Annotated in this window: 29 protein-coding genes; 11 read left to right on the top strand and 18 right to left on the bottom strand. The window is 38.9% G+C overall.

Features of this window, described 5'->3' with window-relative positions:
• The 7 genes from G6W42_RS04970 to G6W42_RS04940 all read right to left on the bottom strand — a co-directional run bounded on the left by G6W42_RS04970 (position 1) and on the right by G6W42_RS04940 (position 5,898).
• On the bottom strand, positions 1–174 hold the full coding sequence (locus G6W42_RS04970) for a hypothetical protein (RefSeq protein WP_234399517.1): 174 nt from the start codon (positions 172–174) through the stop codon (positions 1–3).
• 400 nt (positions 175–574) lie between these two features.
• Positions 575–1,285: a 3-deoxy-manno-octulosonate cytidylyltransferase gene (kdsB, locus tag G6W42_RS04965; RefSeq protein ID WP_194173177.1), complete on the bottom strand. Its 711-nt coding sequence runs from the start codon at positions 1,283–1,285 to the stop codon at positions 575–577.
• A complete protein-coding gene (gene thrC / locus G6W42_RS04960; RefSeq protein ID WP_194173176.1) occupies positions 1,282–2,745 on the bottom strand; it encodes a threonine synthase in 1,464 nt (487 codons plus the stop codon). Before thrC ends, kdsB begins: the two co-directional genes overlap by 4 nt.
• Positions 2,742–3,056, bottom strand: a complete 315-nt coding sequence (gene cutA, locus G6W42_RS10805; RefSeq protein ID WP_103578738.1) for a divalent-cation tolerance protein CutA — start codon at positions 3,054–3,056, stop codon at positions 2,742–2,744. Before cutA ends, thrC begins: the two co-directional genes overlap by 4 nt.
• 50 nt (positions 3,057–3,106) lie before the next feature.
• Complete coding sequence (locus G6W42_RS04950) at positions 3,107–4,027, bottom strand: tetraacyldisaccharide 4'-kinase (protein WP_194173175.1); 921 nt, start codon at positions 4,025–4,027, stop codon at positions 3,107–3,109.
• Positions 4,020–5,150, bottom strand: coding sequence for a DegT/DnrJ/EryC1/StrS family aminotransferase (locus tag G6W42_RS04945; RefSeq protein ID WP_194173174.1), 1,131 nt, complete (start codon positions 5,148–5,150; stop codon positions 4,020–4,022). The genes G6W42_RS04950 and G6W42_RS04945 overlap by 8 nt, the downstream gene beginning before the upstream one ends.
• A 10-nt stretch (positions 5,151–5,160) precedes the next feature.
• On the bottom strand, positions 5,161–5,898 hold the full coding sequence (locus tag G6W42_RS04940; RefSeq protein WP_103647683.1) for an NAD+ synthase: 738 nt from the start codon (positions 5,896–5,898) through the stop codon (positions 5,161–5,163).
• A 120-nt stretch (positions 5,899–6,018) separates the two neighbouring features.
• Between G6W42_RS04940 and G6W42_RS04935 the strand changes: the two genes are divergently transcribed.
• Positions 6,019–6,621, top strand: coding sequence for an MBL fold metallo-hydrolase (locus tag G6W42_RS04935; protein ID WP_194173173.1), 603 nt, complete (start codon positions 6,019–6,021; stop codon positions 6,619–6,621).
• A gap of 137 nt (positions 6,622–6,758) precedes the next feature.
• Here the strand turns inward: G6W42_RS04935 and dnaK are convergent, their stop codons facing one another.
• The 4 genes from dnaK to G6W42_RS04915 are packed head-to-tail and all read right to left on the bottom strand — an operon-like array spanning position 6,759 to position 10,247.
• Positions 6,759–8,633 carry a molecular chaperone DnaK gene (gene dnaK / locus G6W42_RS04930; RefSeq protein WP_149709980.1) on the bottom strand — a complete coding sequence of 625 codons (1,875 nt, stop codon included), beginning with the start codon at positions 8,631–8,633 and terminating at the stop codon, positions 6,759–6,761.
• Positions 8,634–8,656: 23 nt separating this feature from the next.
• Positions 8,657–8,884: a hypothetical protein gene (locus G6W42_RS04925; protein ID WP_103650582.1), complete on the bottom strand. Its 228-nt coding sequence runs from the start codon at positions 8,882–8,884 to the stop codon at positions 8,657–8,659.
• Positions 8,885–8,913: 29 nt separating this feature from the next.
• Entirely contained in the window at positions 8,914–9,456 is a 543-nt protein-coding gene (gene grpE / locus G6W42_RS04920) for a nucleotide exchange factor GrpE (protein WP_009294121.1), read from the bottom strand.
• Positions 9,453–10,247, bottom strand: a complete 795-nt coding sequence (locus tag G6W42_RS04915) for an HrcA family transcriptional regulator (RefSeq protein WP_194173172.1) — start codon at positions 10,245–10,247, stop codon at positions 9,453–9,455. The genes grpE and G6W42_RS04915 overlap by 4 nt, the downstream gene beginning before the upstream one ends.
• Before the next feature lie 368 nt (positions 10,248–10,615).
• Between G6W42_RS04915 and G6W42_RS04910 the strand changes: the two genes are divergently transcribed.
• The 3 genes from G6W42_RS04910 to G6W42_RS04900 all read left to right on the top strand — a co-directional run bounded on the left by G6W42_RS04910 (position 10,616) and on the right by G6W42_RS04900 (position 11,454).
• Complete coding sequence (locus G6W42_RS04910; RefSeq protein ID WP_009294123.1) at positions 10,616–10,861, top strand: DNA-binding protein; 246 nt, start codon at positions 10,616–10,618, stop codon at positions 10,859–10,861.
• On the top strand, positions 10,862–11,041 hold the full coding sequence (locus tag G6W42_RS04905; RefSeq protein ID WP_194173171.1) for a hypothetical protein: 180 nt from the start codon (positions 10,862–10,864) through the stop codon (positions 11,039–11,041).
• Positions 11,042–11,286: 245 nt separating this feature from the next.
• Positions 11,287–11,454: a hypothetical protein gene (locus tag G6W42_RS04900; RefSeq protein ID WP_242042698.1), complete on the top strand. Its 168-nt coding sequence runs from the start codon at positions 11,287–11,289 to the stop codon at positions 11,452–11,454.
• A 165-nt stretch (positions 11,455–11,619) separates the two neighbouring features.
• Here G6W42_RS04900 and dsbD read toward each other — a convergent pair whose 3' ends face one another.
• Complete coding sequence (gene dsbD / locus G6W42_RS04895; RefSeq protein ID WP_194173170.1) at positions 11,620–13,347, bottom strand: protein-disulfide reductase DsbD; 1,728 nt, start codon at positions 13,345–13,347, stop codon at positions 11,620–11,622.
• Positions 13,348–13,454: 107 nt separating this feature from the next.
• Here dsbD and ppk2 point away from each other — a divergent pair, with 107 nt between their 5' ends.
• Positions 13,455–14,264 (top strand): polyphosphate kinase 2, encoded by an 810-nt coding sequence (ppk2, locus tag G6W42_RS04890; RefSeq protein ID WP_103557913.1) that lies wholly within the window; start codon positions 13,455–13,457, stop codon positions 14,262–14,264.
• 53 nt (positions 14,265–14,317) lie between these two features.
• Here the strand turns inward: ppk2 and G6W42_RS04885 are convergent, their stop codons facing one another.
• The 5 genes from G6W42_RS04885 to G6W42_RS04865 all read right to left on the bottom strand — a co-directional run bounded on the left by G6W42_RS04885 (position 14,318) and on the right by G6W42_RS04865 (position 17,882).
• Positions 14,318–14,749 (bottom strand): trehalose-6-phosphate synthase, encoded by a 432-nt coding sequence (locus G6W42_RS04885; protein ID WP_194173169.1) that lies wholly within the window; start codon positions 14,747–14,749, stop codon positions 14,318–14,320.
• A gap of 114 nt (positions 14,750–14,863) precedes the next feature.
• Positions 14,864–16,099, bottom strand: a complete 1,236-nt coding sequence (locus tag G6W42_RS04880; protein WP_194173168.1) for a major outer membrane protein — start codon at positions 16,097–16,099, stop codon at positions 14,864–14,866.
• Positions 16,100–16,295: 196 nt separating this feature from the next.
• Positions 16,296–16,835, bottom strand: a complete 540-nt coding sequence (locus G6W42_RS04875; protein WP_087580924.1) for a thioesterase — start codon at positions 16,833–16,835, stop codon at positions 16,296–16,298.
• 8 nt (positions 16,836–16,843) lie between these two features.
• Positions 16,844–17,713, bottom strand: a complete 870-nt coding sequence (gene cmoB / locus G6W42_RS04870) for a tRNA 5-methoxyuridine(34)/uridine 5-oxyacetic acid(34) synthase CmoB (RefSeq protein ID WP_346010464.1) — start codon at positions 17,711–17,713, stop codon at positions 16,844–16,846.
• 1 nt (position 17,714) lies between these two features.
• Positions 17,715–17,882 carry a hypothetical protein gene (locus tag G6W42_RS04865; protein WP_002942642.1) on the bottom strand — a complete coding sequence of 56 codons (168 nt, stop codon included), beginning with the start codon at positions 17,880–17,882 and terminating at the stop codon, positions 17,715–17,717.
• Between the two features lie 91 nt (positions 17,883–17,973).
• Here G6W42_RS04865 and G6W42_RS04860 point away from each other — a divergent pair, with 91 nt between their 5' ends.
• From G6W42_RS04860 to G6W42_RS04845, 4 genes are read left to right on the top strand one after another with little or no spacing between them, the layout of a single operon-like run.
• Positions 17,974–19,053, top strand: a complete 1,080-nt coding sequence (locus G6W42_RS04860; RefSeq protein ID WP_194173166.1) for a transglutaminase-like domain-containing protein — start codon at positions 17,974–17,976, stop codon at positions 19,051–19,053.
• Complete coding sequence (locus G6W42_RS04855) at positions 19,050–19,373, top strand: hypothetical protein (RefSeq protein ID WP_009294140.1); 324 nt, start codon at positions 19,050–19,052, stop codon at positions 19,371–19,373. The genes G6W42_RS04860 and G6W42_RS04855 overlap by 4 nt, the downstream gene beginning before the upstream one ends.
• Positions 19,366–19,623 (top strand): heavy-metal-associated domain-containing protein, encoded by a 258-nt coding sequence (locus G6W42_RS04850; protein ID WP_194173165.1) that lies wholly within the window; start codon positions 19,366–19,368, stop codon positions 19,621–19,623. The genes G6W42_RS04855 and G6W42_RS04850 overlap by 8 nt, the downstream gene beginning before the upstream one ends.
• Before the next feature lie 16 nt (positions 19,624–19,639).
• Complete coding sequence (locus G6W42_RS04845) at positions 19,640–20,929, top strand: M28 family peptidase (RefSeq protein WP_194173164.1); 1,290 nt, start codon at positions 19,640–19,642, stop codon at positions 20,927–20,929.
• A 36-nt stretch (positions 20,930–20,965) separates the two neighbouring features.
• Here G6W42_RS04845 and nth read toward each other — a convergent pair whose 3' ends face one another.
• Positions 20,966–21,598 (bottom strand): endonuclease III, encoded by a 633-nt coding sequence (gene nth, locus G6W42_RS04840; RefSeq protein ID WP_194173163.1) that lies wholly within the window; start codon positions 21,596–21,598, stop codon positions 20,966–20,968.
• 94 nt (positions 21,599–21,692) lie between these two features.
• On the opposite strand from nth, the gene G6W42_RS04835 reads away from it, so the two are divergent.
• Both G6W42_RS04835 and fbaA read left to right on the top strand, forming a co-directional pair.
• Positions 21,693–22,511 (top strand): peptidylprolyl isomerase, encoded by an 819-nt coding sequence (locus G6W42_RS04835; protein ID WP_009294116.1) that lies wholly within the window; start codon positions 21,693–21,695, stop codon positions 22,509–22,511.
• Positions 22,512–22,526: 15 nt separating this feature from the next.
• Complete coding sequence (gene fbaA, locus G6W42_RS04830) at positions 22,527–23,591, top strand: class II fructose-bisphosphate aldolase (RefSeq protein ID WP_009294115.1); 1,065 nt, start codon at positions 22,527–22,529, stop codon at positions 23,589–23,591.
• Positions 23,592–23,595 lie beyond the last annotated feature (4 nt).

Below are 23,595 nucleotides of genomic sequence, written 5' to 3'. Positions count from 1 at the left end.
TTAAGAGTTATATTTTTTAACGATGCCGCGAACTACTTTTTCGATAAATAGCGCAGAGGCGACTTCGCAGTGCTCTCTAGTTGAGTGAGGTGAGTAGATATTTGGTCCTATTGAACATGCACTAAGACCCGCCTTTTTCTCTAAAAGCACTCCACACTCAAGACCTGCATGCACGGCTGTTATCCTTGCATTTGGTTTATAAATTTTAAAACATGCCAACAAATAGAAATAGAAGCTAAATTTAGCTTTGCACCAAGGTAGCAACGCAACTAAATTTTAATCAATTTTTTGCCAAATAACGTGCGGACAAGACCGCGAAGTCAAAAAACTTCAGTCAAATTTGCAATTTAGAACATCTCAGCAAATAGACAAAATTATTCAAATAAATTTAAAAATATGAAATTCGTAGCAAATTTAACCAATAACACAGCTAGGGCTTAATTAAAACCACATGCAAGCGAGTAAGACCGCAAAATCAAAGGTAAAAAAATCAGCCAAACCATTACCCAAATTTATAAAAACTCAGTTTTTGCTCCACCACAGTAAAAACGCCCAAGCAGAGCAAGATTTAGGCTCATTTGCCAAATTTGGCTAGCGCTCTTTGGTAGTCCTCTTCGCTATCGATGCCGATACTTTGACTTTCAACCTCTAGCATCGCTATCTTTTTGCCATTTTCTAGGGCACGCAGCTGCTCGAGCTTCTCGGTATTTTCAAGGCTTGAAGGCATGAGCGCGCAAAACTCTTTTAGACTTTTTACGCTGTATCCATAGATGCCAAGGTGCGCCTTGTAGCTTTTGCACTCGCTTCTGTTAAATGGTATCCTCGATCTTGAAAAATAAAGCGCATAGCCCTCAAAATCAGTCACCACTTTAACTAAATTTTTATCATCAGCAAACTCATCGTCCATCTTTTTATAGCAAGAAAACATAAAGGCATTTTCTCTATTTTGCTCGCAAAATGCCCTAAATTTGGCGATATTTTCAGGCTCAATAAATGGCTCATCAGCCTGAACATTTATGATGATCTCGCTCCCATTTAGCCCCAAAATTTGCACCGCTTCATTTATCCTATCGGTGCCACTTTGATGATCTTTGCTAGTTAGCACCGCTTTTATGCCGTGAGCCTTAGCGATATCAAGCACGCTTGGCTCATCCACAGCAACCGCCACATCGTCCACGCCGCTTACTCTAAGAGCCGTCGCCACAAACATCGGCACGCCGTTTATCTCTTTTAAAATTTTATTGCTAAACCTTGTTGAAGCAAGGCGGGCTGGGATGATTATCATCGCTCGATCCATTCTAGGACGCACTTTTCGATCTCGTCCTCTTTTATGATATTTTTGTGTAAAATTTTCGCGCTAAATAGCGAATTTATTGAGCTTGGCACGCTGTCATTTAAAATTTTAGCAGTCTTTGCCAGCGCATCTTTTTCATCTTTTGTATTTGTGATCTGGCACGCCTTGATCATGCTTGGCGTAAATTTCACCCAGTGCGCAGTCGATGTGATGACATTTATGCGGCCAGCATCCACCATTTTAAAGCAAGTAGCCGTATGCGGATCGATCGCGTAGCCGTCCTTTGCAAGCTTTGCGATATATGCCTCGCACTCCTTGTCATCGCACCAGCTAGCCTCAAAGTCCTCTTTTAGCGCTTCAAGCTCTTGCTTGCTAAGCTTATAAAATTTATTTTTAGCAAGGCTTTGCATTAGCTCGTTGCTTCTAACGCTGCCAAATTTATCAAATAGCAAGCGCTCAACGTTTGAGCTGATTAAGATATCCATGGCTGGGCTTATCGTCTTAACTAGCTTTTTGTCTCTTAGGTCGTAAACACCGGTGGTGAAAAACTGCGTCAAGATGTTGTTTGCGTTTGACGCGATCTTGATCTTGCCGATCTTTGCGCCCATTTTTTTAGCGTAATACGCCCCAAGAGCGTTGCCGAAATTTCCACTTGGCACGATGATGTCAAAGCTCTCGTTTGCCTTAAGCGCCTTTTGTTTTAGCAAATTTGCGTAGGCGTAGGCGTGGTAGATGATCTGAAAGAGAATTCTGCCAAAATTTACCGAGTTTGCCGCACTTAGTTTAAGGCGTTTTTTCTTAAGCTCGGCCTTAAATTTATCATTTGCAAGTAGCGTTTTTAGCGCCCTTTGAGCGTCGTCAAAGTCGCCTTTTATGCCAAAAACCTTTAAATTTTCACCCTGCATGGTCTGCATCTGAAGCTTTTGCACCTCGCTCGTGCCGCCGTCTGGATAGAGACAGACAACCTTGATATTTTCATCGTTTGCAAAAGTCTGAAGTGTCGCAGGGCCCGTGTCGCCGCTTGTCGCGCACATGATTAGATATTTTTCGCCTCGCTCTTTTGCAAGCTGGCTAAGTAGCGAGCCAAAAGGCTGAAGCGCCATATCCTTAAATGCCCTAGTTGGGCCGTGATATAGCTCATTTACGTATAAATTTTTATCTATTTTTTTAAAAATGACAGGGTGCTTTGGGTCATCAAAGCTTGCATATCTTTTGAGCGCTTTTTTGAAAAACGCCTCTGGCACGTCAAATTTAAATAGCGAGATGATGTGAAGTGCGAGCTTTTCGTAGCTTAGGCTTGAGAGCTCTTGCCACTTTGTCTTTGTGATCTTTGGTAGCTTCTTTGGTGCGTAAAGTCCGCCGTGAGCGGAGCTTGGGCTAAGCATGGCTGTGCTTAAATTTACATTTTTTACCTTTTCATCTTTTACACTTCTAGTTGGTGTTAGTCTCATTTTTTGCCTTTTTTGGTTGATTTTTTTATCCAATTTTCGTATTTTTTAAAAACCTCTTTTGGCTTAAGTGCCAAAATTTCTGGGGTTTCGTAGCTGTGGTGCTTTCTTATAAATTTAGCTACTTTTTTAAATTTCGCGTCCGTTTTTATGAGTAAAATTTGCTCTTTTTCATCACAAAGCTTCTCTTGCCAAAGATAAATGCTCTTTGCGCTAAAGCTACTCACGCAAGCTGCAAGTCCCTTTTTCACGAGCTTTTTGCTTAGTTTTTTTGCCTCTTTTTTCTTTGCGACTGAGGTGATTAAAATTCTCATTTTGATCTAAATTTTCCTTTTAAAAAGTGGCTCATTATAACAAAATGGGCTTAAATTTGCTGCGCCAAAACCTTTTTAAACTCCTCACTTAGCGTAACTTCAAGCGTGATAAGCGAAACTCTTAGCCCAAAGTCCTTTACCTTTACATAGTCCTTTTGCGTCATCAAAAGCGAGGTCGCGCCGTAGGTTTGTAAAATTTCACTTAGCTCTTCTTTTGAAAAGTCGTAGTGATCAGGGAAAAAGACCTGCCCCACACACTCGCTAAAAAATGCTTCAAGGCGGGCTGGGTTTGCTATGGCGGTTACTAGCACCATTTTTTCACTTTTATTTAAAATTTCACTCTTTCTAAAGTGAGTTTGCCCCTCACAGGCTATAAAATCTGCAAATTTATAAAAGCTAAACGGATATCTATAAGCCCCGCTTGGTAGGCAAAGCTTTAGCTTTGGCTCTGGGTTTGGACGCACCAAGATGTCAAATTTGGCTATGTCAAATTTAGAAAATCCATCATCCAGCAAAATATACTTTGCGCCGTGAGTTTTGGCGTAGTTTATCGCTACTTTTCTATCTTCGCTCACTATCACATTTGCGTTTTTAATGCTTGTGGCGTATATCATCGCCTCATCGCCGCTAGCTGCAACGTCAAGTAAAATTTCGCCATCTCTTGCGACAACTTGCATGCCTTTGCTCTTTCTTTTATAGCCTCTAAGCACGATAAAAGCGCCACCGAAACTTTTAGCGATAGCCACACAAAGTGGGGTTTTGCCGCTTCCACCAAGGGTTAAGTTTCCAACGCTAATTATCTTTATGCCAAACTCTTTTTTTTGCGCACTAAATTTCTTACAGATAATGACTAAAGCGTATATAAGACTTAGTGGTAGAAGTAAAAATGCTAGTAAAATTTGAAAGAAATTTGGGCGAAAGAAGTAGTCATTCGCCCAAGAGTGTAAAAGGATGTTAAATTTCTTAAACACGAGATTTAGAAATTTCTTTTACCGTGTTGCAGATGTATTGCACCTCTTCATCGCTCAAACTATGATAAATAGGCAGCGACAAGACTTGTTGATACGCTTTTAGAGCATTTGGGAAGTCATTTACTTTAAGCGAATATTTATTTTTATAATAGCTTAGCAAATGTATCGGTATATAGTGCAGCGAGGTGTGAATTCCACGCTCCAAAAGCTCTCTAGCAAAGCTGTCGCGGTTTTTATTTATCTTGATGATGTACTGAGTGTAGATGTGCTCGCGTTTTTTGACTGGAGTTGTGATGTTGTGACACTCTTTAAGCTCTTTATCGTAAATTTCAGCGATCTTTTTTCTACGTTTTATAAGCTCGTCTGTCTTTTCAAGCTGAGCGATAGAAAACGCCGCATTTATCGAGTTTATGTCGTATTTTAAGCCGATATCAACGACGTCGTAGATGTAGCTTAAGCTACCAAATTTATCTATACCATTTACAAGGGCATAGTTACGAAGTAGTTTTGCTTTTTTATAGACCTCTTCGTCATTTGTTGTGAAAAATCCAACTGTTGAGATAGGATTTTGCACGCGTGAGTTTGTCTGAAAGCATGACAAAAACGAGTCTGAACCGACTTTTTTGCCGTTATATGTAAGACCTATGCCGCGGTTTGCGTCGTCTAACACAACGATGCCATATTTTTCGCAGATAGCCTTTATCTCATCAAGCTTAGCGCTTTGTCCAGCGAGGTGCGAGATGAAAGCGCACTTTAGTTTTTTGTGATTTTGATCTTTTAAGACCTTTTCAAGAGCCTCTGGGCTGATGTTAAAGTCCTCCTCATCGATATCAACGAAAATTGGCTCAGCATCAAAATGTCTAACAGCCTGAGCTATACTAGGGAAGGCATTTACCGAGCAGATGACCTTATCGCCGCGCTTTGTATCCATCGCACTTAGCGCTAGATGATGCGCTGCTGCGATGTTGTTTGTAGTGATAACAAATTTAGCACCAAAGTACTCTTTTAGCTTTTCTTCAAATTTAGCAACTGTATCAGTGGCATTTTCAGAATGCAAAGCCTCTTCGATAAGCTCACTTTCGCGCTCAGTGATAGTTGGTTTGTAAAACGGAATTTCTCTCATCTTTAATCCTTTAAATTTTCACTATCAACGGCATTTGTCGTTTAAACCTGTTTGAAACAACTCTATTTTCTATATCCAAGACCGCTTTTGATCCAAACTTTTTGATGGCTTGCTCCTTGTTATTTTCTAAATTTTGTAAAATTTCATCGATAACAGCGTAGCTGTAACCTATGTCACCCTCGTCACTTTGCCCATCCCAAAGATCAGCAGAAGGCGCTTTTTTGATAAAATTTTCATCAACACCAAGATGTTTTGCAAATTCAAAAATTTCACTCTTATAAAGCTCTCCGATAGGATTTATCGCGCATGCTAAATCCCCAAATATCGTGCCATAGCCAAGCATAAGCTCACTTTTGTTGCTTGTGCCGATGACTAGAGCGTTTATACTAGATGAATAATCATAAAGCAAGCTCATTCTAACTCTAGCTGCTAAATTCCCTTTTCTTAAATTGCTTAAATTTGCATCTATCGTTTCGTAAAAGGCATTTAAAATGCCCTCTATAGATAAAACCTTGTATTTTATGTTTAGTTTTTCGCATAAATTTAAGGCGTCATCCATATTTTGTCTGTTTGATGATGCTGTTGGCATGATGAGTGCATGAGTTTCATCTGGCTTTGCTCTCGCACAAAGTGTCGCAACCACAGCAGAATCAATACCGCCGCTTACGCCCAATAGTAGTTTTTTACCTTTAGTTTTATCTTTTAAGCTAAAAACTAAGGTTTCTTCTATTTTTTGATACCCCTTCATTGTCCCTTTGCCTAAATTTGCTTCCTTTTGCAAAAATTATACTAATTAAATTTAAAATTTTTCTTTAAGTTTAAGTAAAAAGATGCAAATATTTAAGAAATAATAAATTTAAGGTAAAAAATGAGAGTAATGCATAAAAATTTTGGCGATTTTGGGACAAATTGCTACATCGTTACCAAAAATGACTCAAGTTTGGTGATAGATCCAGGCGACAGGGCAAAAGAGTGGGTTTTGCAAAATGCACAAAATTTAAAGGCGATACTTTGCACTCATGGGCATTTTGACCATATTTACGACGTGAGCGAGCTAAAAAATGAGCTAAAAATCCCAGTTTATATCAATAAATTTGATGCTTTTATGTGTGAGAGTGACATTTTTGGCTATATGAAAAATACCTTTGTGCCAGACATTTTAGTTAATGGCGATGAGAGCTTTGCGGTGGGTGACTTTTCTTTTAAATTTCACCATTTCCCAGGGCATACACCAGGTTGCTCGATGATAGAGATAGAAGACGCGATCTTTAGTGGGGATTTTTTATTTAAAGGTAGCATCGGGCGCTGGGACTTTCCATTTTCAGATAAAAATGAGATGCTAAATAGTTTAGAAAAATGCAAAAATCTAAAGGGCGACTTCGCACTTTATCCAGGACACGGCGAAAGCAGCACGCTAAAAGCCGAGCAACAAGAGCTTGATAGGTGGATAGAGATCGTAAGAAGGTCTTAAATTTTTAGGCACGGCTAAATTTTAAAAATTTATACTTTTCATCTTACAAGATGATGTTGTGAGAGTGTGTTAAGAAGTGTTTAGATGTTTAGATTTATAAGCTAAAAGAGCAAGGCAAGCACCCTGCTCTAGGAGTTTTACTCGACTTCAGCGTCTATTACGTCGTCGTCTTTTTTGTTGTTGCCGCCGTTTGCGCCAGCATTTTCATCTTTTTTATACATAGCTTCTGCAAGTTTGTGGCTAGCTTTGCTTAGAGCTTCTACTTTTGCATCAATCTGCTCTTTTGAAGAGTTTTCGTCTTTTAGAACCTCTTTTAGATCATTTAGCGCAGCTTCGATGTTGCTTCTATCATCAGCTGGGACTTTCTCGCCAAGCTCGCTCATGCTCTTTTCAGTTTGATGAACAAGTGCGTCTGCTTGGTTTCTAGCTTCAACTGCATCTTTGCGTTTTTTATCCTCTTCTTTGTGAAGCTCAGCATCTTTTACCATGCTATTTATCTCATCTTCGCTAAGACCGCTTGATCCTGAAATAGTGATGTTTTGGGCTTTGCCAGTCGCTTTATCTTTTGCTGAAACGGTTAAAATTCCGTTTGCGTCGATGTCAAATTCGACCTCTATTTGAGGTACGCCTCTTGGAGCTGCTGGGATGCCTTCAAGATTGAAGTTACCAAGTGATTTATTATCCCTTGCAAACTCACGCTCACCTTGTAAAACCATGATAGTAACAGCACTTTGGTTATCTTCAGCAGTCGAGAAGACTTGGCTTTTCTTAGTTGGTATAGTTGTACCTTTTTCTATGATCTTAGTCATCACGCCGCCAAGTGTCTCAATACCAAGGCTAAGTGGAGTAACGTCAAGAAGTAGCACGTCTTTAACGTCGCCTTTTATAACCGCACCTTGGATAGCAGCACCGATAGCTACGACTTCATCTGGATTTACGCTCTTATTTAGCTCTTTACCAAATGCCTTTTTAACTTCTTCTTGAACAAGTGGCACACGAGTTGAACCACCGACCATTACGACCTCTTTGATGTCGCTCTTGCTTAGGCCTGCATCTTTGATGACTTCATTTATCTTAGTGATAGTCTCGCCAACAAGTGAGTCGATCATACCTTCAAATTTAGCGCGAGTTAGCTTTTTGACAAGGTGTTTTGGACCAGTCGCGTCAGCTGTGATAAATGGTAAATTTATCTCAGTCTCTTGAGCTGAGCTTAGCTCTTTTTTAGCGTTTTCAGCTGCTTCTTTTAAGCGTTGAAGCGCCATGATATCGCCTTTTAGATCGATACCAGTTTCGTTTTTAAACTCACTTACTAGCCAGTCGATGATCTTGTTATCAAAGTCATCGCCACCTAAGAATGCATTACCGCCAGTTGCCAAAACTTCAACGATGTTATCTCCAGTTTCTAGCACTGTAACGTCAAATGTACCACCACCTAGGTCATAAACTAAAATTTTCTCAGCCTCTTTTTTATCAAGACCATAAGCAAGTGCCGCAGCTGTTGGCTCGTTGATGATACGAAGCACGTTTAGACCAGCGATTGTTCCAGCTTCTTTTGTAGCCTTTCTTTGGCTATCGTTAAAGTATGCAGGCACGGTAATAACCGCATCTGTTACCTTTTCGCCAAGATATGCTTCAGCGTCTTCTTTTAGTTTGATAAGAATTTTTGCTGAAATTTCTTGCGGAGTATAGACCTTACCAGCTATCTCAACCGCGCAAGCGCCGTTTCTATCTACGACGTGATATGGCAAGCGAGCCTTTGCCTCTTCAGCATTTTTTTCATTGCTCATCAAACCCATTATACGTTTGATAGAATATATCGTTTTTTCAGGGTTTGTAACTGCTTGACGTTTTGCAACATCACCTACTAAAATTTCACCTTTGTCTGTAAAAGCAACAACAGATGGAGTTGTGTTTTTACCCTCTTTGTTTGGGATAACCTTGCTCTCGCCGCGCTCAAAAACGCTCACGCAAGAGTTTGTTGTACCTAAGTCTATACCTATAACTTTTGACATATTTTTCCTTTATTGTTAGATTTTTATTTTAAAATATTGTTATATTTTCCCTCAGTTATTCTCCAAGCACACATATATAATGCGTGTCCTGAACGCTCTCTTCCTGTTTTTTCATAATGATATGGAGCATAATTATTTGCCGTTTCGTAATCATGAAAGTTACCATTTTGAAGCATATAATCACGCAAACATTTTAATTCTTCCAATGTATAAACTTTACCACTATCCTTTTTCTGTTTAACTTTGGACATTTTAATTTCCTTATTTTTATTTTTTAAATTTAGTTTGCCACACTGACCATAGCTGGGCGCAAAACCCTGCCATTTATCATATAGCCTTTTTGTAAAGCTTGCACGATCTGACCGCTTTGCTTCTCCTCGCTATCGACCCTTAAAACGGCATTATGCACATTTGGATCAAACTCGGCATCAGTTGCTATCTCGCTCACGCCATGCTTTTCAAAACATTTCTTAAACTGATTTATTGTTATCAAAATGCCCTCTTTGATCTTTTTAGCAAATTCATCATCCTCTGGGTCAAAATTTGCAGCGATCTCGAGCGCATCGATGACTGGTAGCAAGTCCCTTGCAAATTTCTCATTTGCATAGCTTGCAACATCTGCTTTCTCTTTTTCATAACGCTTTTTAATATTTTCAAACTCAGCATTTGCTCTGTAATATTTATCAGTGATCTCGCCAAGCTCTTTTTCGAGCTTCTCAACTTTTGAGATATCGCCAAGTGCGTCTAAATTTACGCTATCGCTAGCTGCCTCTTGCACAGGCTCGACCTCAGGTAGATTTTGCTCTTTTACCTCTTCGCTCACGCGGCCTCCTTTATTAGATTTATAAATTTCACATAATCAGTATAAATACTGCCAGCACAGATCATCTGCGCCTCGCTACCAAGGTAGTTTGCTTTAAATTTAAGCCCCATGTAATTTTCATCAAACATAGGAGAAAATGTAAGTTCTTCATCCATATGCAAGCTAAAACTTGGGTCAAAAACCATCTTAAAGCGTCTATCCTTAAACATATCAAAGGCTAAAATTTCATTTTCTTGAAAGTAAATTTTAGTCCTTTTAAGCTCTCTTATCTTATTTTTTAGTTCGCTTAAGCCAACTTGAGAGCAGATAAGCTCAAGCTTGTCTAAACTAACTCCGATAAGGTTGTTTAAAAATTTATAAGTCCTAGCATCAAATTTGATGACGATCTCATCACCACTAAAATTTAAAACCAGATATCTATCATTTAAATTTAAAATTTCTAACAACTCCTTGTCGATCGTGCCAAAAATCATACAATAAAGCTCAAATTCATCACAGAGCATCTTTAAGCTTCTTGGATCATTTATCTCTAAATTTATGTCGCTTTCAGCAAAAATTTCACTCCAATATCTCCTCATCGCAGCAATAGTTGGGATCCTGCCGCCACTGATGTGAAGCTTTGTGATCTCGCCCTCATCTGAAAGCTTTTTAAAATAAACACGTATCGTAGATGCTGGTATCGCCACGCTCATGCGAGAGCCAAGCTCGTTTGAGCCAATAGGCGCATTATCCTGCAAATAGGCTTCAATGATAGAATTTAGTATCAAATCGCGTTTATTTGTTTTACTCACTTTTAGCACTCTTTCTTTTTAATTGCTAAGCGGATTATACAACTTTAGTTTATCAATGTCAAGTATATAAGTTAAAAAAATTTATTTATATATATTTAGCCTATATAACTAAACTTTTCTAACGCCTATAATATAAGCTTTGTGTAAAAAGAAATAAAATTTAAAGCAAAATAAAAAATATAACTTCAACATAAAAACCCGAAATTTCTAATTTTATTCAAGAATTTAAAAGATTTTTATACGTTTTAACGTATATTATAAATATTTTTTAGTATGTTTAATACTTTATTTTGATATTTATATACTATTTTACATTATTTATATAATATTTTAGGTATATTTAATGATAAATAACGTATAATTCTTCAATGATTGAAACAAGTGATATATTTAATTTGCTTCACAATGCAGTTGAGGCAAAAAATATCGGGAAAAAAATTTCACAAGCAAAAATGGCAGAAGATCTCGGTGTGCCGATGAGGACATATCAGGACTGGAGGCTTGGTAACTCAAAGCCGCAAGCTGCTGCTGCTGTTTGCAAACTGCTATGTGAGCTTGACGATGATGAAATATTATTTGTTGTCAATAAGATGAGAAAATTGCTAGGAAAATAGATGGAAAATTTAACACAAAAAGAGAGAATCGACCTTGAGAGCGTTTTTGCAGCCATTTGCACTAAAAAAGAGTCAAAAATTTTAGTCACTTATAAGGATATATGCTCGGCTGCAGCTTCAAAATTTCATGTAGTTAAAAATAAGATCAAAAAAGCAAGAGAAAAGAGAGTTAAAATTTAGCCATTTTGGCTTTAAATTTAAGCGTTTTGATAAGGGCTACAAATTTAGGCTTTTATCAAAACAAATTTCATCCTACCTATTTATATATGGGTTTATAATCTTAGCTACCAAAAATCTATAAATGATAGTTCTAGTAGCCTAAATTTAACAAATTTAATGTCACTATCATATTTTATATCACTTCTTTACTGTGTATTCTTTTTACATTTCTTATCTATAAACTTGGAGAGTTTTTCGCAAGATCTATGAGTAAAGACGGGCTAAATAGAATGGAATTTGAAATTTCTGAGTTTGCAAAAGCAGTTGGCTTTAATGTTATTTCAAAAGATAGAAACCCAGCTTGGAAGCCTATAAATGATAAATTTGCAAACGATATCTTGGATGAACTTAAAAATTTAATAAATTTAAGATAATTTGCAATTTTTGCTTTTGCGATTTTACTCCCGTTACCGCATGATATAAATTTGATAGCTCAAATTTGCTTCTTTGTCGCTTTCGTAGTTGGTTGTAAAGTCTGCAAAGCCTAGAGAAATTTAGTTGATAAATTTACAAATTTCAGCCAAATTTACTATTAAGATCTAAATTTTCTCAAGCTTTGCTATGAAATTTTTAGCATTTATAAAGCCGATCGTTCTAAGTGATTTTTGCTCTTCGCCGTTTTTAAAAAGTAGAAGTGCAGGCGGATCGATGAGCCCAAAATTTCTTAACATCTCATCATTTTGCACCCCGCCACTTGTCACGTCGATGCTAATAAGCGTAAAATTTGCCAAAGCATTTTTCACGCCGGCGTCCTTAAAAGTGATGTGCTCTATCTCTTTGCAGCTCGCGCACCACTCAGCGTAGAAGTCCACAAGTACTGGCTTACTTGAGCTTTTTATCATCTTATTTAGCTCGTTTAAATTCCTAGCTTGTTTAAAATTTAGCTCGCTCTCGTTTTTGGCTAAATTTAGTCCAGAAAGTGGCGAAAACGCGTCTTTTGAGCCCAAAAATGCGCCGATTATCAGCATGAGCGAGTAGATAAAAACTAGCACACAAAGCGCTTTTTTAAATTTAGCCCAGCCACTATTTGCTGCCTCAAAAGCGCCAAGATAAATGGCCGCAAAGACGCCTATGACGCCATAACCAAGTAGCTCAAAAAACGCTCCAAGCACGCGTGCTAGGATCCAAACTGCCATGATGAGCATCAAAAAGCCAAAGAATTTTTTGACCTCGTCCATCCAGCCACCAGGTCTTGGTAGGAGTTTACCAGAGCTTAGCCCTATCACAAGAAGCGGTGCGCCCATGCCAAGCCCCATGACAAAGAGCATGATGCCCCCATAAAGTGCGTCGCCGCTTTGTGCGATGTATAGAAGTGCGCCTGCTAGCGGTGCTGCCACGCAGGGCGAAACGATGAGCGCCGAGGCAAAGCCCATGATGAAAACGCCGACAAGGCCTGAGCTGTTTTGTGACTTTTTGCTGATCAAGTTTTCAAATTTAGAGGGCAGTTTGATGTCGTAAAAGCCAAACATGCTAAAGCTTAAAATGACAAAAATAGCCGCAAATGCGCCGAGCACGTAGATGTTTTGGAGTGCTCCTGCGATGCCAAAGCCAAGCAGGCTTGCCCCAACGCCAGCAAGTGCGTAGGCAAGGCTCATCGCAACGACATATACGAGCGATAGCAAAAAGCCTTTTTTAGCATTTAGGCTGCCGCCCTTTGAGACGATGATGCTTGAAAGGATCGGTATCATCGGAAATACGCAAGGTGTGAGCGAGAGCAAGAGGCCATAGCCAAAAAATGTTGCAAGAGAGATAAAAAAGTTTTTGTTACTTAGCTCATTTGCGATGTTTTGATCTTCTGAAAGCTCGGTAAATTCAGGATTTGTTTCATCTTTTTGCTCTTTTTCAAAGGCTATGATGCTAAATTTGCCAAATTTCTCAAAGATGTCATAAATTTTGTTTTGCGGGCGATAGCAGATGCCATTTTTGGCACAACCTTGATAGCTTAAATTTAGCCTAGCATTGCCGTTTTTAAGATGCTCTTTTACTAAATTTAGTGGGATAAATAGCGAAAAATCTTTTGGGTAAATTTCATATTCGCCGGTGTTTTCGCTCTTTGGCATGTTTAAGAGGCTGTTTATCTTCTCTTCGCCAAGCTTAACCTCAAAGCTATCTTTGTAAAGGTAGATATTTTCGCCAAATTTAAACTTGATCTCAACACCTTGTTCATCGATACTTGGGCTTAAAACAAATGCCTTACTAACGTCTAAAACCTCGGCAAAAAGCGAGCCTGCAAACAAAATGAGAGAAAAAATGAATTTAAAAAACATGCTAATCCTTGCTAAATCAAAAGAGATGATTTTAGTCTAAATTCTTAAATTTATTCTATTTTATAGTAAAATCGTGAAAAAGCGTGAAATTTTCAAAAGGAGCGATGATGTCAAAGGATAAAAAACACCAAAAATCAGATAAACTCGGCTACGAAGATGAGCTTAGGCTGCTTCAGATAGAACTTTTAAAATTCCAAAATCATGTCAAAGATAAGGGGCTTAGAGTGCTCATGTTAATGGAGGGTCGAGATGCAGCTGGCAAGGGTGGCACGATAAAGCGCTTAACCGAGCATCTAAATCCACGCGGTTGCCGTATCGTGGCACTTACAAAGCCAAGTGACGTCGAGAAGACGCAGTGGTACTTTCAAAGATATGTGACACATCTGCCAAGCGCTGGCGAGATCGTCATCTTTGATAGAAGCTGGTACAACAGGGCTGGCGTAGAGCCAGTGATGGGCTTTTGCACGCAGGCTGAGCACAAAGAGTTCTTGCGCGAGGTGCCAAAATTTGAAGAGATGATCATAAACTCAGGCATCATTTTCTTTAAAATTTACCTCTCGATCACAAAAGAGGAGCAAAAAAAGCGCTTTAAAGAACGTCTAAATGACCCGCTAAAGCAGTTCAAGATCTCTCCAGTAGATCAAAAAGCGCAAGAGCTTTGGGATCAGTACTCCATCGCCAAATACTCGATGCTACTTGCCTCTCACAACAGTATCTCGCCGTGGGTGATCGTCTCAAGTGACAATAAAAAAGAGGCTAGGCTAAACGTCTTTAAATTTATCCTAACTCATGTCGAGTATCCAAAAAAGATAGATGAGTATCTAAAATACGACAAAAGCGTCGTGAGAGATGGAAGCGAAGAGATCAAGCGCATAGAAGAGGGGCTAAATAAGGATAAGCTAAAGAGCATTGATTAAATTTATTTGAGCTTGGCTGCAAATTTGTGCTTTAAATTTACAGTCAAGTTTTGCTAAAGCCACCACATGAGTTTTGCTAAAACGACTATTATCAAGCAAAGAATAAGAGCTATGAGATGTGAAAATTTACCAAATGGATCTGGCTTTTTTAAGATAGTGACATTAAGAACTGAGATTAAAGTGATAAGGCACATTAGAAGCAAAATAGCGATCTTTGCTAGCAAAAGCTTTTGAAAGTTGCTCTGCCACCAACCATGATCGCCTCCAAGATAGTCCTTTGCCATATATGCCCCACTTATCAAAAGTAGTAAAAATGCCGTGCCAAAAACCTTTGCACTGCCTTTTGTGTAAGCCTTTTTGACAGCTTCAAGAGTTTGTGGATTTACCGTTTTTTTAGCAAATGGATATATGCAAACATCAAAAAATACATAACCTATAAAAATAATGGCGCAAACTAAATGCGTAATGAGAGAGAAAAGATACATTTTTTGCCCTTTTTGTTTGGCATTATATAAATTTTATTAGTTATATTTGCTGATTTTGATTAAGTATTGAGAAGTTAAGAAGATCCGAGCGAAAGCTCGCTCGGATAAATGTTTTTAGAAGCTATATTTTGCTTCAAATCTGATACGATCTTGTTTGTAGCTTTCGCCGTCTTTTTTATCTTTAGCAGCTGCATACCAAGAAAGGAATGTAAGTTTTTTGCTGTATTTGTAGCTAGCATCAAGTGACCATTCGCTTCTTTTTGCTCTCTCTTTGCCAAGCGCCCAGCTATAGCCTTTACCTTGAGTATATCCAGCACCAAAGCCAAATTTATCTATATCATATCCAGCATTAACAAACCAGTAATCATTATTGCCTTTGATATTGTTGTAATATTGTTGTCCACTAGTTGCAGAACCTATTACACCATTTAGAATTTTTGTTGGGTTGATAAGTTCGCCATTTGCATCAAGCGTTACAAATGAAATTTTATTATTGTCTTTGTTTTGAGCGTCAAAGTCTAAATAACCAGCATTAAGTTTAGCACCAAATAGTTTTGTGCCAGCTTGAACTGCCCAGAAATTTGCATCAGCTACATCTTTGTGATCTGAGTCATTATGAACAAATTGACCTTTTAAGTTTAGGTTAACATCATCAGTTACATTAAAGCTTACACCAGCATCAGCACCATAAAGTGTAGCAAATTCTTGAATATTTGCAATAGCTACTTTAAATGATACTGGATCATAGCTACCAGCTGCACCTAAATAATAAAGGTTGCCTGGAGCATCGCTAAGACCGCTTGCCATTGTACTTAGTAGTGGACCATCTACTTCATAGCCATCACTTTGTAATGCATCATAAGCTGCTGCTGTTAAAGTAAGACCAGGTACATCAGTATTTACCACTTTTAGACCAGTGCCAGCTATATCACCATCATCATAGAATGTTTTAATAAGTTGTTTGCCAGCTGTAACGGTAGTGTTGCCTATTTTATATCCTAGATACATCTCGTATACACCAAATGATCCAGTTGTATTTGTTTTATCAGTACCACCTGTAACACCATCGCCAGAGTTATCTTTTGCTTGATATCTTAAATTTAAAACACCAAAGAAATTATCGTCTATTGCAGCTTTAAATGCTGTTTGCATTCTAAATACATGATTTGCGTTATGTTTTTTTGTAGTTTTTGCTGTGCTATCCTTAATATTATCATTTGTATAACGATATCTAGCATATCCTGAAAGATCTACGTTTTTTATAGCTTCTTCAAGTGGAGTTGCACTTGCAACGCTTGAAAATGCACCTAAAGCAACCAAAGCAGCTAAGCTAACTTTTGTAAGTTTCATCTAAATCTCCTTTTGATAAAAATGTTTTGAAAGGATATTATCATATAAAATTAATTTTATAGCTTAAATTTCACTAAAATTTAAAAAAATTGTTACCGATCATTTACCAAATTAGGATAATAAGATAAGATTTGTCTTTAAAAATTTGAGTTTATTTGAAGTTAAAAGATGAGATTTTATATCTCATCAGTTAAATTTAGCCGTTGTTTTTGGCCTGCGCCTCTTCGCGCTCTTTCTTTTGTCTTATGGCGGCTTCTTTTTGGATATTTTTTTGCTGAGTGACAAAGATATGCTCTTCAAGCGTGACAAGCTGAAAGACACCTTCAAAGATCTTGATCTCTTTTACGTAGCCTATCACTTTTACCTCTCTTTTTCTGCTCTCTTCAAACCTTGCTTGTGCGTCAAATTCGACCACATCGCCAAGTTTGAGTGGTCCAAAGAAATTTATCCTAGCTCCGATGCTAACGCAAAATTCCTCATTTATAGCTAAAAGTGCTGCGTAGTTAGCCCCCATAAAGACAAAACCGCTATGTATGAGCCCCTCAGCGTCACTTACCATGTCAGCCGTGGTAAAAAATCTAGTTTTTGCGTGATTTTTCTCAAGTAAAAATGCCGTTCCACTAAAATTTAGCTTTGTTAAAGGAGCTGTTTTTATCTCGTTTCTTAGCGGGTTTTCGTCCTCTGGGAGGATTATTTGCGACTCGTCTTTTGCTTCAAAAATATTTTCATCTGCCATATTTATCCTTAAATTTTAACTCTTACATAGGCTCTTTTTGGTGCTGGGTAGCCCTCGATGGTCTTTGTGCTGTCGTCTGGGTCTAGGAAATTTCCAAGACTCTCTCCATCTATCCACTGTGTTTTTCGCTGTTCGTTTAGATCAGTCGTCTTTGTATCAAGCAGAGTAAAGTCCTTAAATTTAGCCCTCTCGCACCAGTTACAAAGCGCGCTAAGCGTTGGCACAAAGTAGATATTTGGAATTTTTGAGTATCTATCTTTTGGGCTTAGGGCAAAGTCGCCATCCATATCTATATACATCGTATCTAAAAATAGCTCGCCACCAGGATTTAGCGCGGTTTTTAGCTCTTTTAGCATCTTGATAGGGTCACTTCTGTGATAGATGACACCAAGGCAAAAAATAGTGTCAAATTTCGCTACGTATTCTGGCAAGCTCTCTACCCCAAGAAGCTCATAGTTGATATTTGAGCGGATAAATTTATTTAAAAAAGCAAACTGCAAATATGTATGCACGCTAGGATCAAAGCCAGTTATGCTTTTTGGGCCGTACTCAAGCATCTTAAACATATAATATCCATTGTTACAACCCACGTCAGCCACACTTTTGTTAGCTAAATTTAGGTGCGGGGTTAGGATGTTAAATTTAATAAAACTTTGCCACTCGCTATCTATATATATATCATCAAGCAAGAATGGCCCTTTTCGCCAAGGCTTTAGGCTAAGGGCGAGGTTGTAAATTTCATATTTTTTGGCTTTATCTAAATTTTTAAATTTGACATTTACGCTATCAGAGAGGCTAAATTCACAATCAAAATTTGCTAAATTTTCTATTCTATTATAAATTTGCTTTTGCTGCTCGTTAAATTTGCTAAGATCCACGCTATTTCCAGTCGACGATGTTGTGCGGACACTCTTTTTGGTAGGTGCCAGTCGCGTCATAATACTCTTTACAATCATTATAATACTGAGTCGAAACTCCACGCTCATTCATATAAAGACAACCGTTGCAAAATAGCGCTATAAAGCCTAAAAATATAATCTTTTTCATGTGGCGGATTTTATCATAAATAAAAATTTTATGCTAGAATAGCAGGCAGTTTTAGAGCCAAGTTTGGCTAAGATTAAGCAAAAGGCATTTTATGCAAAGAAGAGATTTTTTTAAATTCAGTAGTTTTTTAGGTGCAGCAAGTCTGCTTCCAAGTGTCACCCTAGCTAGCGACGAGCCAGCAAGCCCAGTAGTTAGAAATTTCGACGTAAATTTCAAACATCTGATTCTTGAAAAGGGCAAAAGCTCGAGAATTTGGCTACCACTCCCACTAAGCACCACTTATCAGCAACTAACCCAAGACTACGTCATAAACACAACCGCTAAAAACGTCTATATCTCAGACACGCTAATACCTACAATGTATGGCGAATTTGAAGAAAATGAGCAAAGACCTATTTTAAATATCCAGTTTAAGATCCAAACAACAGAGCGCAATACCGACTTTAGCAAGGTAAATTTCGATCCAAATGAGAAGGTCGATCCTGCTGTTTTGGAGTTTTTAAAACCAACTTCACACATCCCAACAGATGGCGTCGTAAGAGCAAAAGCGCTAGAGATTATCGGCAATACTAAAGGCGATTTGGAGCGCGCAAAAGCGATATATACGTGGGTTGCAAACACTATGCAGCGTGACAATAGCATCTTAGGATGTGGCACGGGCGATGTTAAAGCGATCCTAGAAAGTGGCAAGCTAGTTGGCAAATGCACCGACATAAACTCAGTTTTTGTGGGACTTTGCAGATCAGTTGGCATACCTGCTAGAGAAATTTTTGGCATTAGAGTTGGTCAGTCTAGATTTTCAGACCAAATGGGCAGCGCAAAAGATGGCGTGGCTAAAATTTCAGGCGGACAGCACTGCAGGGCCGAGTTTTACTTAAAAGGCTATGGTTGGATACCAGTTGATCCAGCAGACGTTACAAAGGTAAGACTTGGTGAGAAGCTTACAAACGACGACGCTAAGATCGTAGCTGTTAGGGATTATTGCTTTGGCAATTGGGAGATGTGCTGGATAGGCTTTAACTATGGACGTGACTTTATCTTAAAGCCAACTCCAGAGCAAACACCGCTAAACAACTTTGGCTATCCATACGCTGAAGTTGATGGCAACACGCAAAACTACTATTCGCCAAAAGAATTTAGCTACGACTATGTCTCAACAGAGCTAAAATGAGAGCCTTTTGGCTGATACTAACATCCATAGGTAGTGCTATCGGCGCTACCTTGTGCTGCTTGCCGGCACTTCTTTTCTTGCTTTTTGGCACATCTTTTTCATTTCTATCTTGGACACAAAATTTATACGAGTACCGCGTCCCTTTAAGCGTCGTGGCCGTCATTTGCTTTGTGATCTCAGGTGTAGCTCTGTTTTACAAGCCAAAAAGCTGCAACCTAAGCTACAAAAAGAAAAAATGGATACTTATATATATACTTTTTGGAGTGATTTTGCTTTTACTCCTTACATATCCGGAGCTTTTAGGAGAAATTTATGCGTAAAATTTTAGTTTTAGCCATTCTTGCACTTAGTTGCTACGCTGAGAAAACGATAGAAATTTTGGTGCCTAGCATGCACTGTCCGCTTTGCACGGCGATAGTAAGAAAGGCCGCACTTAGCGTTGAGGGTGTCAAAAAGGCAGATGTATCGCTAAAAGAGCGAAAAGCTGTCGTTGTAGCAGATGACAAGGTCGATGAAAAAGAGCTTTTAAAAGCGGTCGATGCGACTGGCTATAAAGGCGAGATAAAATAAATTTATGGAGGCAAATATGTCAAAGAGCGAAATTCTAACGAAATTTGAGACACTTGCAGCGATACCGCACTGCAGTTACGATACTGACAAGATGCGTGATTTTCTGGCCGATTTTGCAAGAGATAAGGGCTGTGAAGTCGTGGTCGATAGCTTTGGCAACGTTCATGCATTCAAAGGCAAGCCAAAAATTTGCTTGCAGAGCCACTACGATATGGTCTGCATGGGCGATGCGCCAAAGATCGAGATAGTTTATGGCGATGATGGCTACATGAGGGCTAAAAACTCATCTCTAGGCGCTGATAACGGCATAGGTGTAGCTATCATGATGCAGATGATAAGCGAATTTGACGACATAGAGTGCCTCTTTACAAACAACGAAGAGGTCGGCATGGTCGGAGCTGCTGGCTTTAGCGGCGATTTAAAAGCCGATAAGCTTTTAAATTTAGACAGCGAAGAGGACGACCGCGTCACTATCGGCTGCGCTGGCGGTGTAAATTTGTTTGCTAATATCGCGCTCAATAGTAAAAAAACAAAAGAGAGCACGCTTTATGAAGTAAAAGTAAGCGGCCTACCTGGCGGACACTCTGGCAATGAGATACATAAAAACATCCCAAATGCGATCAAGGTTTTGGCGGCATTTATCACTAAAAATGGCTGCAAGCTTGTTAAATTTGAAGGTGGCGAGCGAAGCAACTCTATCCCAAGTAGCGCAACTGCACTGGTTTTAAGCGATAAAGAGCTAAAGAGCGAGTGTGAAAATTTAAGCGTGAAAAAGCTTGGCACGGGTGAAGAAATTTTAGAAAATGGCGAGAAAATTTTAGCTTTAATCAACTCATTTTCTCAAGGCGTAAGAGCCTATAACTGCGAGCTTGGCATACCGCAAGATAGTGTCAATCTCTCGCTTGTAAAGATCAAAGATGATGGCACGCTTGAAGTAGAGTTTTTCGCAAGATCTATGAGTAAAGACGGGCTAAATAGAATGGAATTTGAAATTTCAGAGCTTGCAAAAGCAGTTGGTTTTCATGTTATCAGCAAGGATAGAAACCCAGCTTGGAAGCCTATAAATGATAAATTTGCAAACGATATCTTAGAAGAGCTTAAAATTTATAAGCCAAATGCAAGGATAACAGCCGTGCATGCAGGCCTTGAATGTGGAGTGCTTTTAGAGAAAAAGGCAGGTCTTAGTGCATGTTCTATTGGACCAAACATCTACTCACCTCACTCTACAAGAGAGCACTGTGAAGTAGCTTCTGCGCTTTTTATCGAAAAAGTCGTTCGCGGTATCGTTAAAAAATATAACTCTTAAAAACAAAATTTGCTAGAAATTTCTAGCAAATTTTATCTATATCGCCTTATCCTTGCTTTTACAAAGATCGCTTAGTATGCATTCAAAACAAAGCGGCTTTTTAGCCTTGCAGGTGTAGCGTCCAAAAAGAACCATGCCTTGATGAAGCTTGCCAAGCTCGGTTTTAAAGGCAAGACTTAGATCCTCTTCAGTCGCTTCTGGCGTCTTTGCGCTGCTTAAGCCAAGTCTATGTGATACTCTAAAAACATGCGTATCAACTGCCATTACGTTTGCATTCGTCGCCTCTAAAAGCACGACGTGAGCGGTCTTTTGTCCAACTCCAGCAAGGGCTTTTAGCTTCTCTTCATCAAGCGGAATTTCGCCGTTATAGAGCTCAACCACGCTGTTTGCCATCTTGATCAAATTTACAGCCTTGTTGTTAAAAAAGCTGCATGAGTTTATCATGAGTTTTAGACTGGCTAAATTTGCACTTGCTAGCTCAAAAACATCTTTATATGCCTCAAATAGGGCAGGTGTGATCAAATTTACCCTTTTGTCGGTGCACTGAGCTGAGAGCATGACGCAGACAAGAAGTTCATATAAATTTCTAAATTTAAGCTCGCTTTTGGCGTCTTTAAACTCTTCTAAAAGCCTTTTTTTTATCTCTAAAATATCTTTTTTTGTTCTCATTTGGCTATTTTACCTAAAATTACAAGTTAAACGAAAAGTTACCGCATTATTTGATATAATTTTGCCCATAAAATCAATTTTTTAAAGGATTTATATGAAAAAATTTTTGTTTCCAGCAGTTTTAAGTTTAGCTGCAGCTGTCACTCTAAACGCAGCAGTAGTTGCAACAGTTGATGGCGATGCTATAAATGATAGCGATATCTCAGCACTTTTATCAGCAGCTATGCCAGGTTTTGACGCCAGCAAGCTTCAACCAAATGAGAAAAAACGTATAATCGACGATCTAATCAACAGAAAACTTCTTTTAAAAGACGCAAAAGCGACAGGCATTGAAAAAGATGTTGATTACATCAAGGCTGTAAAAGCTGCACAAGAAGGTATCGCAGTTGAGCTTTATATGAGAAAATTATTTGACGGTATAAAAGTAAGCGATAGCGATTTAAGAGATTTTTACAACAAAAACAAAGCTAGCATGAACCAACCAGCTCAAGCAAGAGCAAGACATATCTTAGTTGAAGATGAAAAAACAGCAAACGACATCATCGCTCAACTTAAAAATTTAAAAGGCGAGGCGCTAACTAAGAAATTTGCAGAGCTAGCAAGCCAAAAATCAATCGACAAAGGTTCAGCAGCACACGGCGGCGAGCTTGGCTGGTTTGGTCAAAGCCAAATGGTAAAACCTTTTGCAGACGCAGCATTTTCAATGGCTAATGGCACAGTTTCAACTAAGCCAGTTAAAACTCAGTTTGGCTACCACGTTATCTTAAAAGAAGATGGCAAAGCTGCTGGCACTGTAAGCTTTGAGCAAGCAAAACCAGAGATCGAGCAAGCTGTAAAAATGGAGAAATTCCAAGCTGCTGTTAGACAAAAAAGTGAAGCTTTACGCCAAAAAGCAAAGATAGAATACAAATAAAATTTGGAGGATAAAATGGGCGTTTTAGATATCGTAAAACCTGGTGTTTTAAGCGGAGATGATGTAACAAAACTTTATGCTTATGCCAAAGAGCAAGGTTTTGCAATACCTGCTGTAAATGTCGTAGGCAGCGACTCAGTAAATGCTGTTTTAGAAGCGGCAAAGGTTGCTAACTCGCCTGTTATCGTTCAGTTTAGTAATGGCGGTGCAGGTTTTTACGCTGGTAAAGCCTGCGAAAACGCAGCCGTTCTTGGTGCGATCGCTGGAGCAAAGCATGTTCATCTGCTTGCCAAGGCTTATGGCGTGCCAGTCATTTTACACACTGACCACGCTGCTAGAAAGCTTTTGCCTTGGATAGATGAGTTAGTAAAAGCAAGCCATGAGTATAAAAAAACTCACGGCGTGCCACTTTTTAGCTCTCACATGCTTGATCTTAGTGAAGAGAATATCAACGAAAATTTAAGCACGTGCGAGAAGTATCTAAAAGAGCTTAGCGAGCTTGGCATCAGCTTAGAAATCGAGCTAGGCGTCACTGGCGGCGAAGAAGATGGCGTAGATAACACAAGTGTTGATAACGCACTTCTTTATACTCAGCCAGAGGACGTCGCGCTTGCTTATGAAAGACTAAGTAAGATAAGCGATAAATTTAGCATCGCGGCTAGCTTTGGCAACGTTCACGGCGTTTATAAACCAGGCAATGTCGTGCTAAGACCAGAAATTCTTAAAAACTCACAAGCCTATGTCGCTAAGAAATTTAACACAAAAAGCGACAAGCCAGTAAATTTTGTATTTCATGGTGGTAGCGGTAGCGAGCTAAAAGATATCAAAAATGCTGTAAGTTACGGCGTTATCAAGATGAACATTGACACCGATACTCAGTGGGCTTTCTGGGACGGCGTGCGCGAGTATGAGGCCAAAAATAGAGCATACTTGCAAGGTCAGATCGGCAACCCAGAGGGCGATGATAAGCCAAATAAAAAATACTACGATCCAAGGAAATGGCTAAGAAGTGGCGAGGAGAGCATGGTTAAGCGTCTTCAGACTGCTTTTAGCGACTTAAACTGCCTAAATAGGAACTAATCCT

The organism is Campylobacter concisus (assembly GCF_015230015.1).
Classification (GTDB): Bacteria; Campylobacterota; Campylobacteria; order Campylobacterales; family Campylobacteraceae; genus Campylobacter_A; species Campylobacter_A concisus_AF.
This window is presented reverse-complemented; position numbering and strand designations above follow the sequence as displayed.

Bases quoted from the DNA above. Each gene is read 5' to 3' on its own strand.
- G6W42_RS04860 (WP_194173166.1), top strand. From the start codon at position 17,974: ATGCAAAGAAGAGATTTTTTTAAATTCAGTAGTTTTTTAGGTGCAGCA.
- dsbD (WP_194173170.1), bottom strand. From the start codon at position 13,347: ATGTTTTTTAAATTCATTTTTTCTCTCATTTTGTTTGCAGGCTCGCTT.
- G6W42_RS04855 (WP_009294140.1), top strand. From the start codon at position 19,050: ATGAGAGCCTTTTGGCTGATACTAACATCCATAGGTAGTGCTATCGGC.
- cutA (WP_103578738.1), bottom strand. From the start codon at position 3,056: ATGAGAATTTTAATCACCTCAGTCGCAAAGAAAAAAGAGGCAAAAAAA.
- G6W42_RS04910 (WP_009294123.1), top strand. From the start codon at position 10,616: ATGATTGAAACAAGTGATATATTTAATTTGCTTCACAATGCAGTTGAG.
- fbaA (WP_009294115.1), top strand. From the start codon at position 22,527: ATGGGCGTTTTAGATATCGTAAAACCTGGTGTTTTAAGCGGAGATGAT.
- nth (WP_194173163.1), bottom strand. From the start codon at position 21,598: ATGAGAACAAAAAAAGATATTTTAGAGATAAAAAAAAGGCTTTTAGAA.
- G6W42_RS04935 (WP_194173173.1), top strand. From the start codon at position 6,019: ATGAGAGTAATGCATAAAAATTTTGGCGATTTTGGGACAAATTGCTAC.
- G6W42_RS04835 (WP_009294116.1), top strand. From the start codon at position 21,693: ATGAAAAAATTTTTGTTTCCAGCAGTTTTAAGTTTAGCTGCAGCTGTC.
- G6W42_RS04875 (WP_087580924.1), bottom strand. From the start codon at position 16,835: ATGGCAGATGAAAATATTTTTGAAGCAAAAGACGAGTCGCAAATAATC.
- G6W42_RS04940 (WP_103647683.1), bottom strand. From the start codon at position 5,898: ATGAAGGGGTATCAAAAAATAGAAGAAACCTTAGTTTTTAGCTTAAAA.
- G6W42_RS04905 (WP_194173171.1), top strand. From the start codon at position 10,862: ATGGAAAATTTAACACAAAAAGAGAGAATCGACCTTGAGAGCGTTTTT.
- thrC (WP_194173176.1), bottom strand. From the start codon at position 2,745: ATGAGACTAACACCAACTAGAAGTGTAAAAGATGAAAAGGTAAAAAAT.
- dnaK (WP_149709980.1), bottom strand. From the start codon at position 8,633: ATGTCAAAAGTTATAGGTATAGACTTAGGTACAACAAACTCTTGCGTG.
- G6W42_RS04865 (WP_002942642.1), bottom strand. From the start codon at position 17,882: ATGAAAAAGATTATATTTTTAGGCTTTATAGCGCTATTTTGCAACGGT.
- G6W42_RS04845 (WP_194173164.1), top strand. From the start codon at position 19,640: ATGTCAAAGAGCGAAATTCTAACGAAATTTGAGACACTTGCAGCGATA.
- G6W42_RS04885 (WP_194173169.1), bottom strand. From the start codon at position 14,749: ATGTATCTTTTCTCTCTCATTACGCATTTAGTTTGCGCCATTATTTTT.
- ppk2 (WP_103557913.1), top strand. From the start codon at position 13,455: ATGTCAAAGGATAAAAAACACCAAAAATCAGATAAACTCGGCTACGAA.
- G6W42_RS04850 (WP_194173165.1), top strand. From the start codon at position 19,366: ATGCGTAAAATTTTAGTTTTAGCCATTCTTGCACTTAGTTGCTACGCT.
- G6W42_RS04900 (WP_242042698.1), top strand. From the start codon at position 11,287: ATGAGTAAAGACGGGCTAAATAGAATGGAATTTGAAATTTCTGAGTTT.
- G6W42_RS04925 (WP_103650582.1), bottom strand. From the start codon at position 8,884: ATGTCCAAAGTTAAACAGAAAAAGGATAGTGGTAAAGTTTATACATTG.
- G6W42_RS04880 (WP_194173168.1), bottom strand. From the start codon at position 16,099: ATGAAACTTACAAAAGTTAGCTTAGCTGCTTTGGTTGCTTTAGGTGCA.
- G6W42_RS04945 (WP_194173174.1), bottom strand. From the start codon at position 5,150: ATGAGAGAAATTCCGTTTTACAAACCAACTATCACTGAGCGCGAAAGT.
- kdsB (WP_194173177.1), bottom strand. From the start codon at position 1,285: ATGATAATCATCCCAGCCCGCCTTGCTTCAACAAGGTTTAGCAATAAA.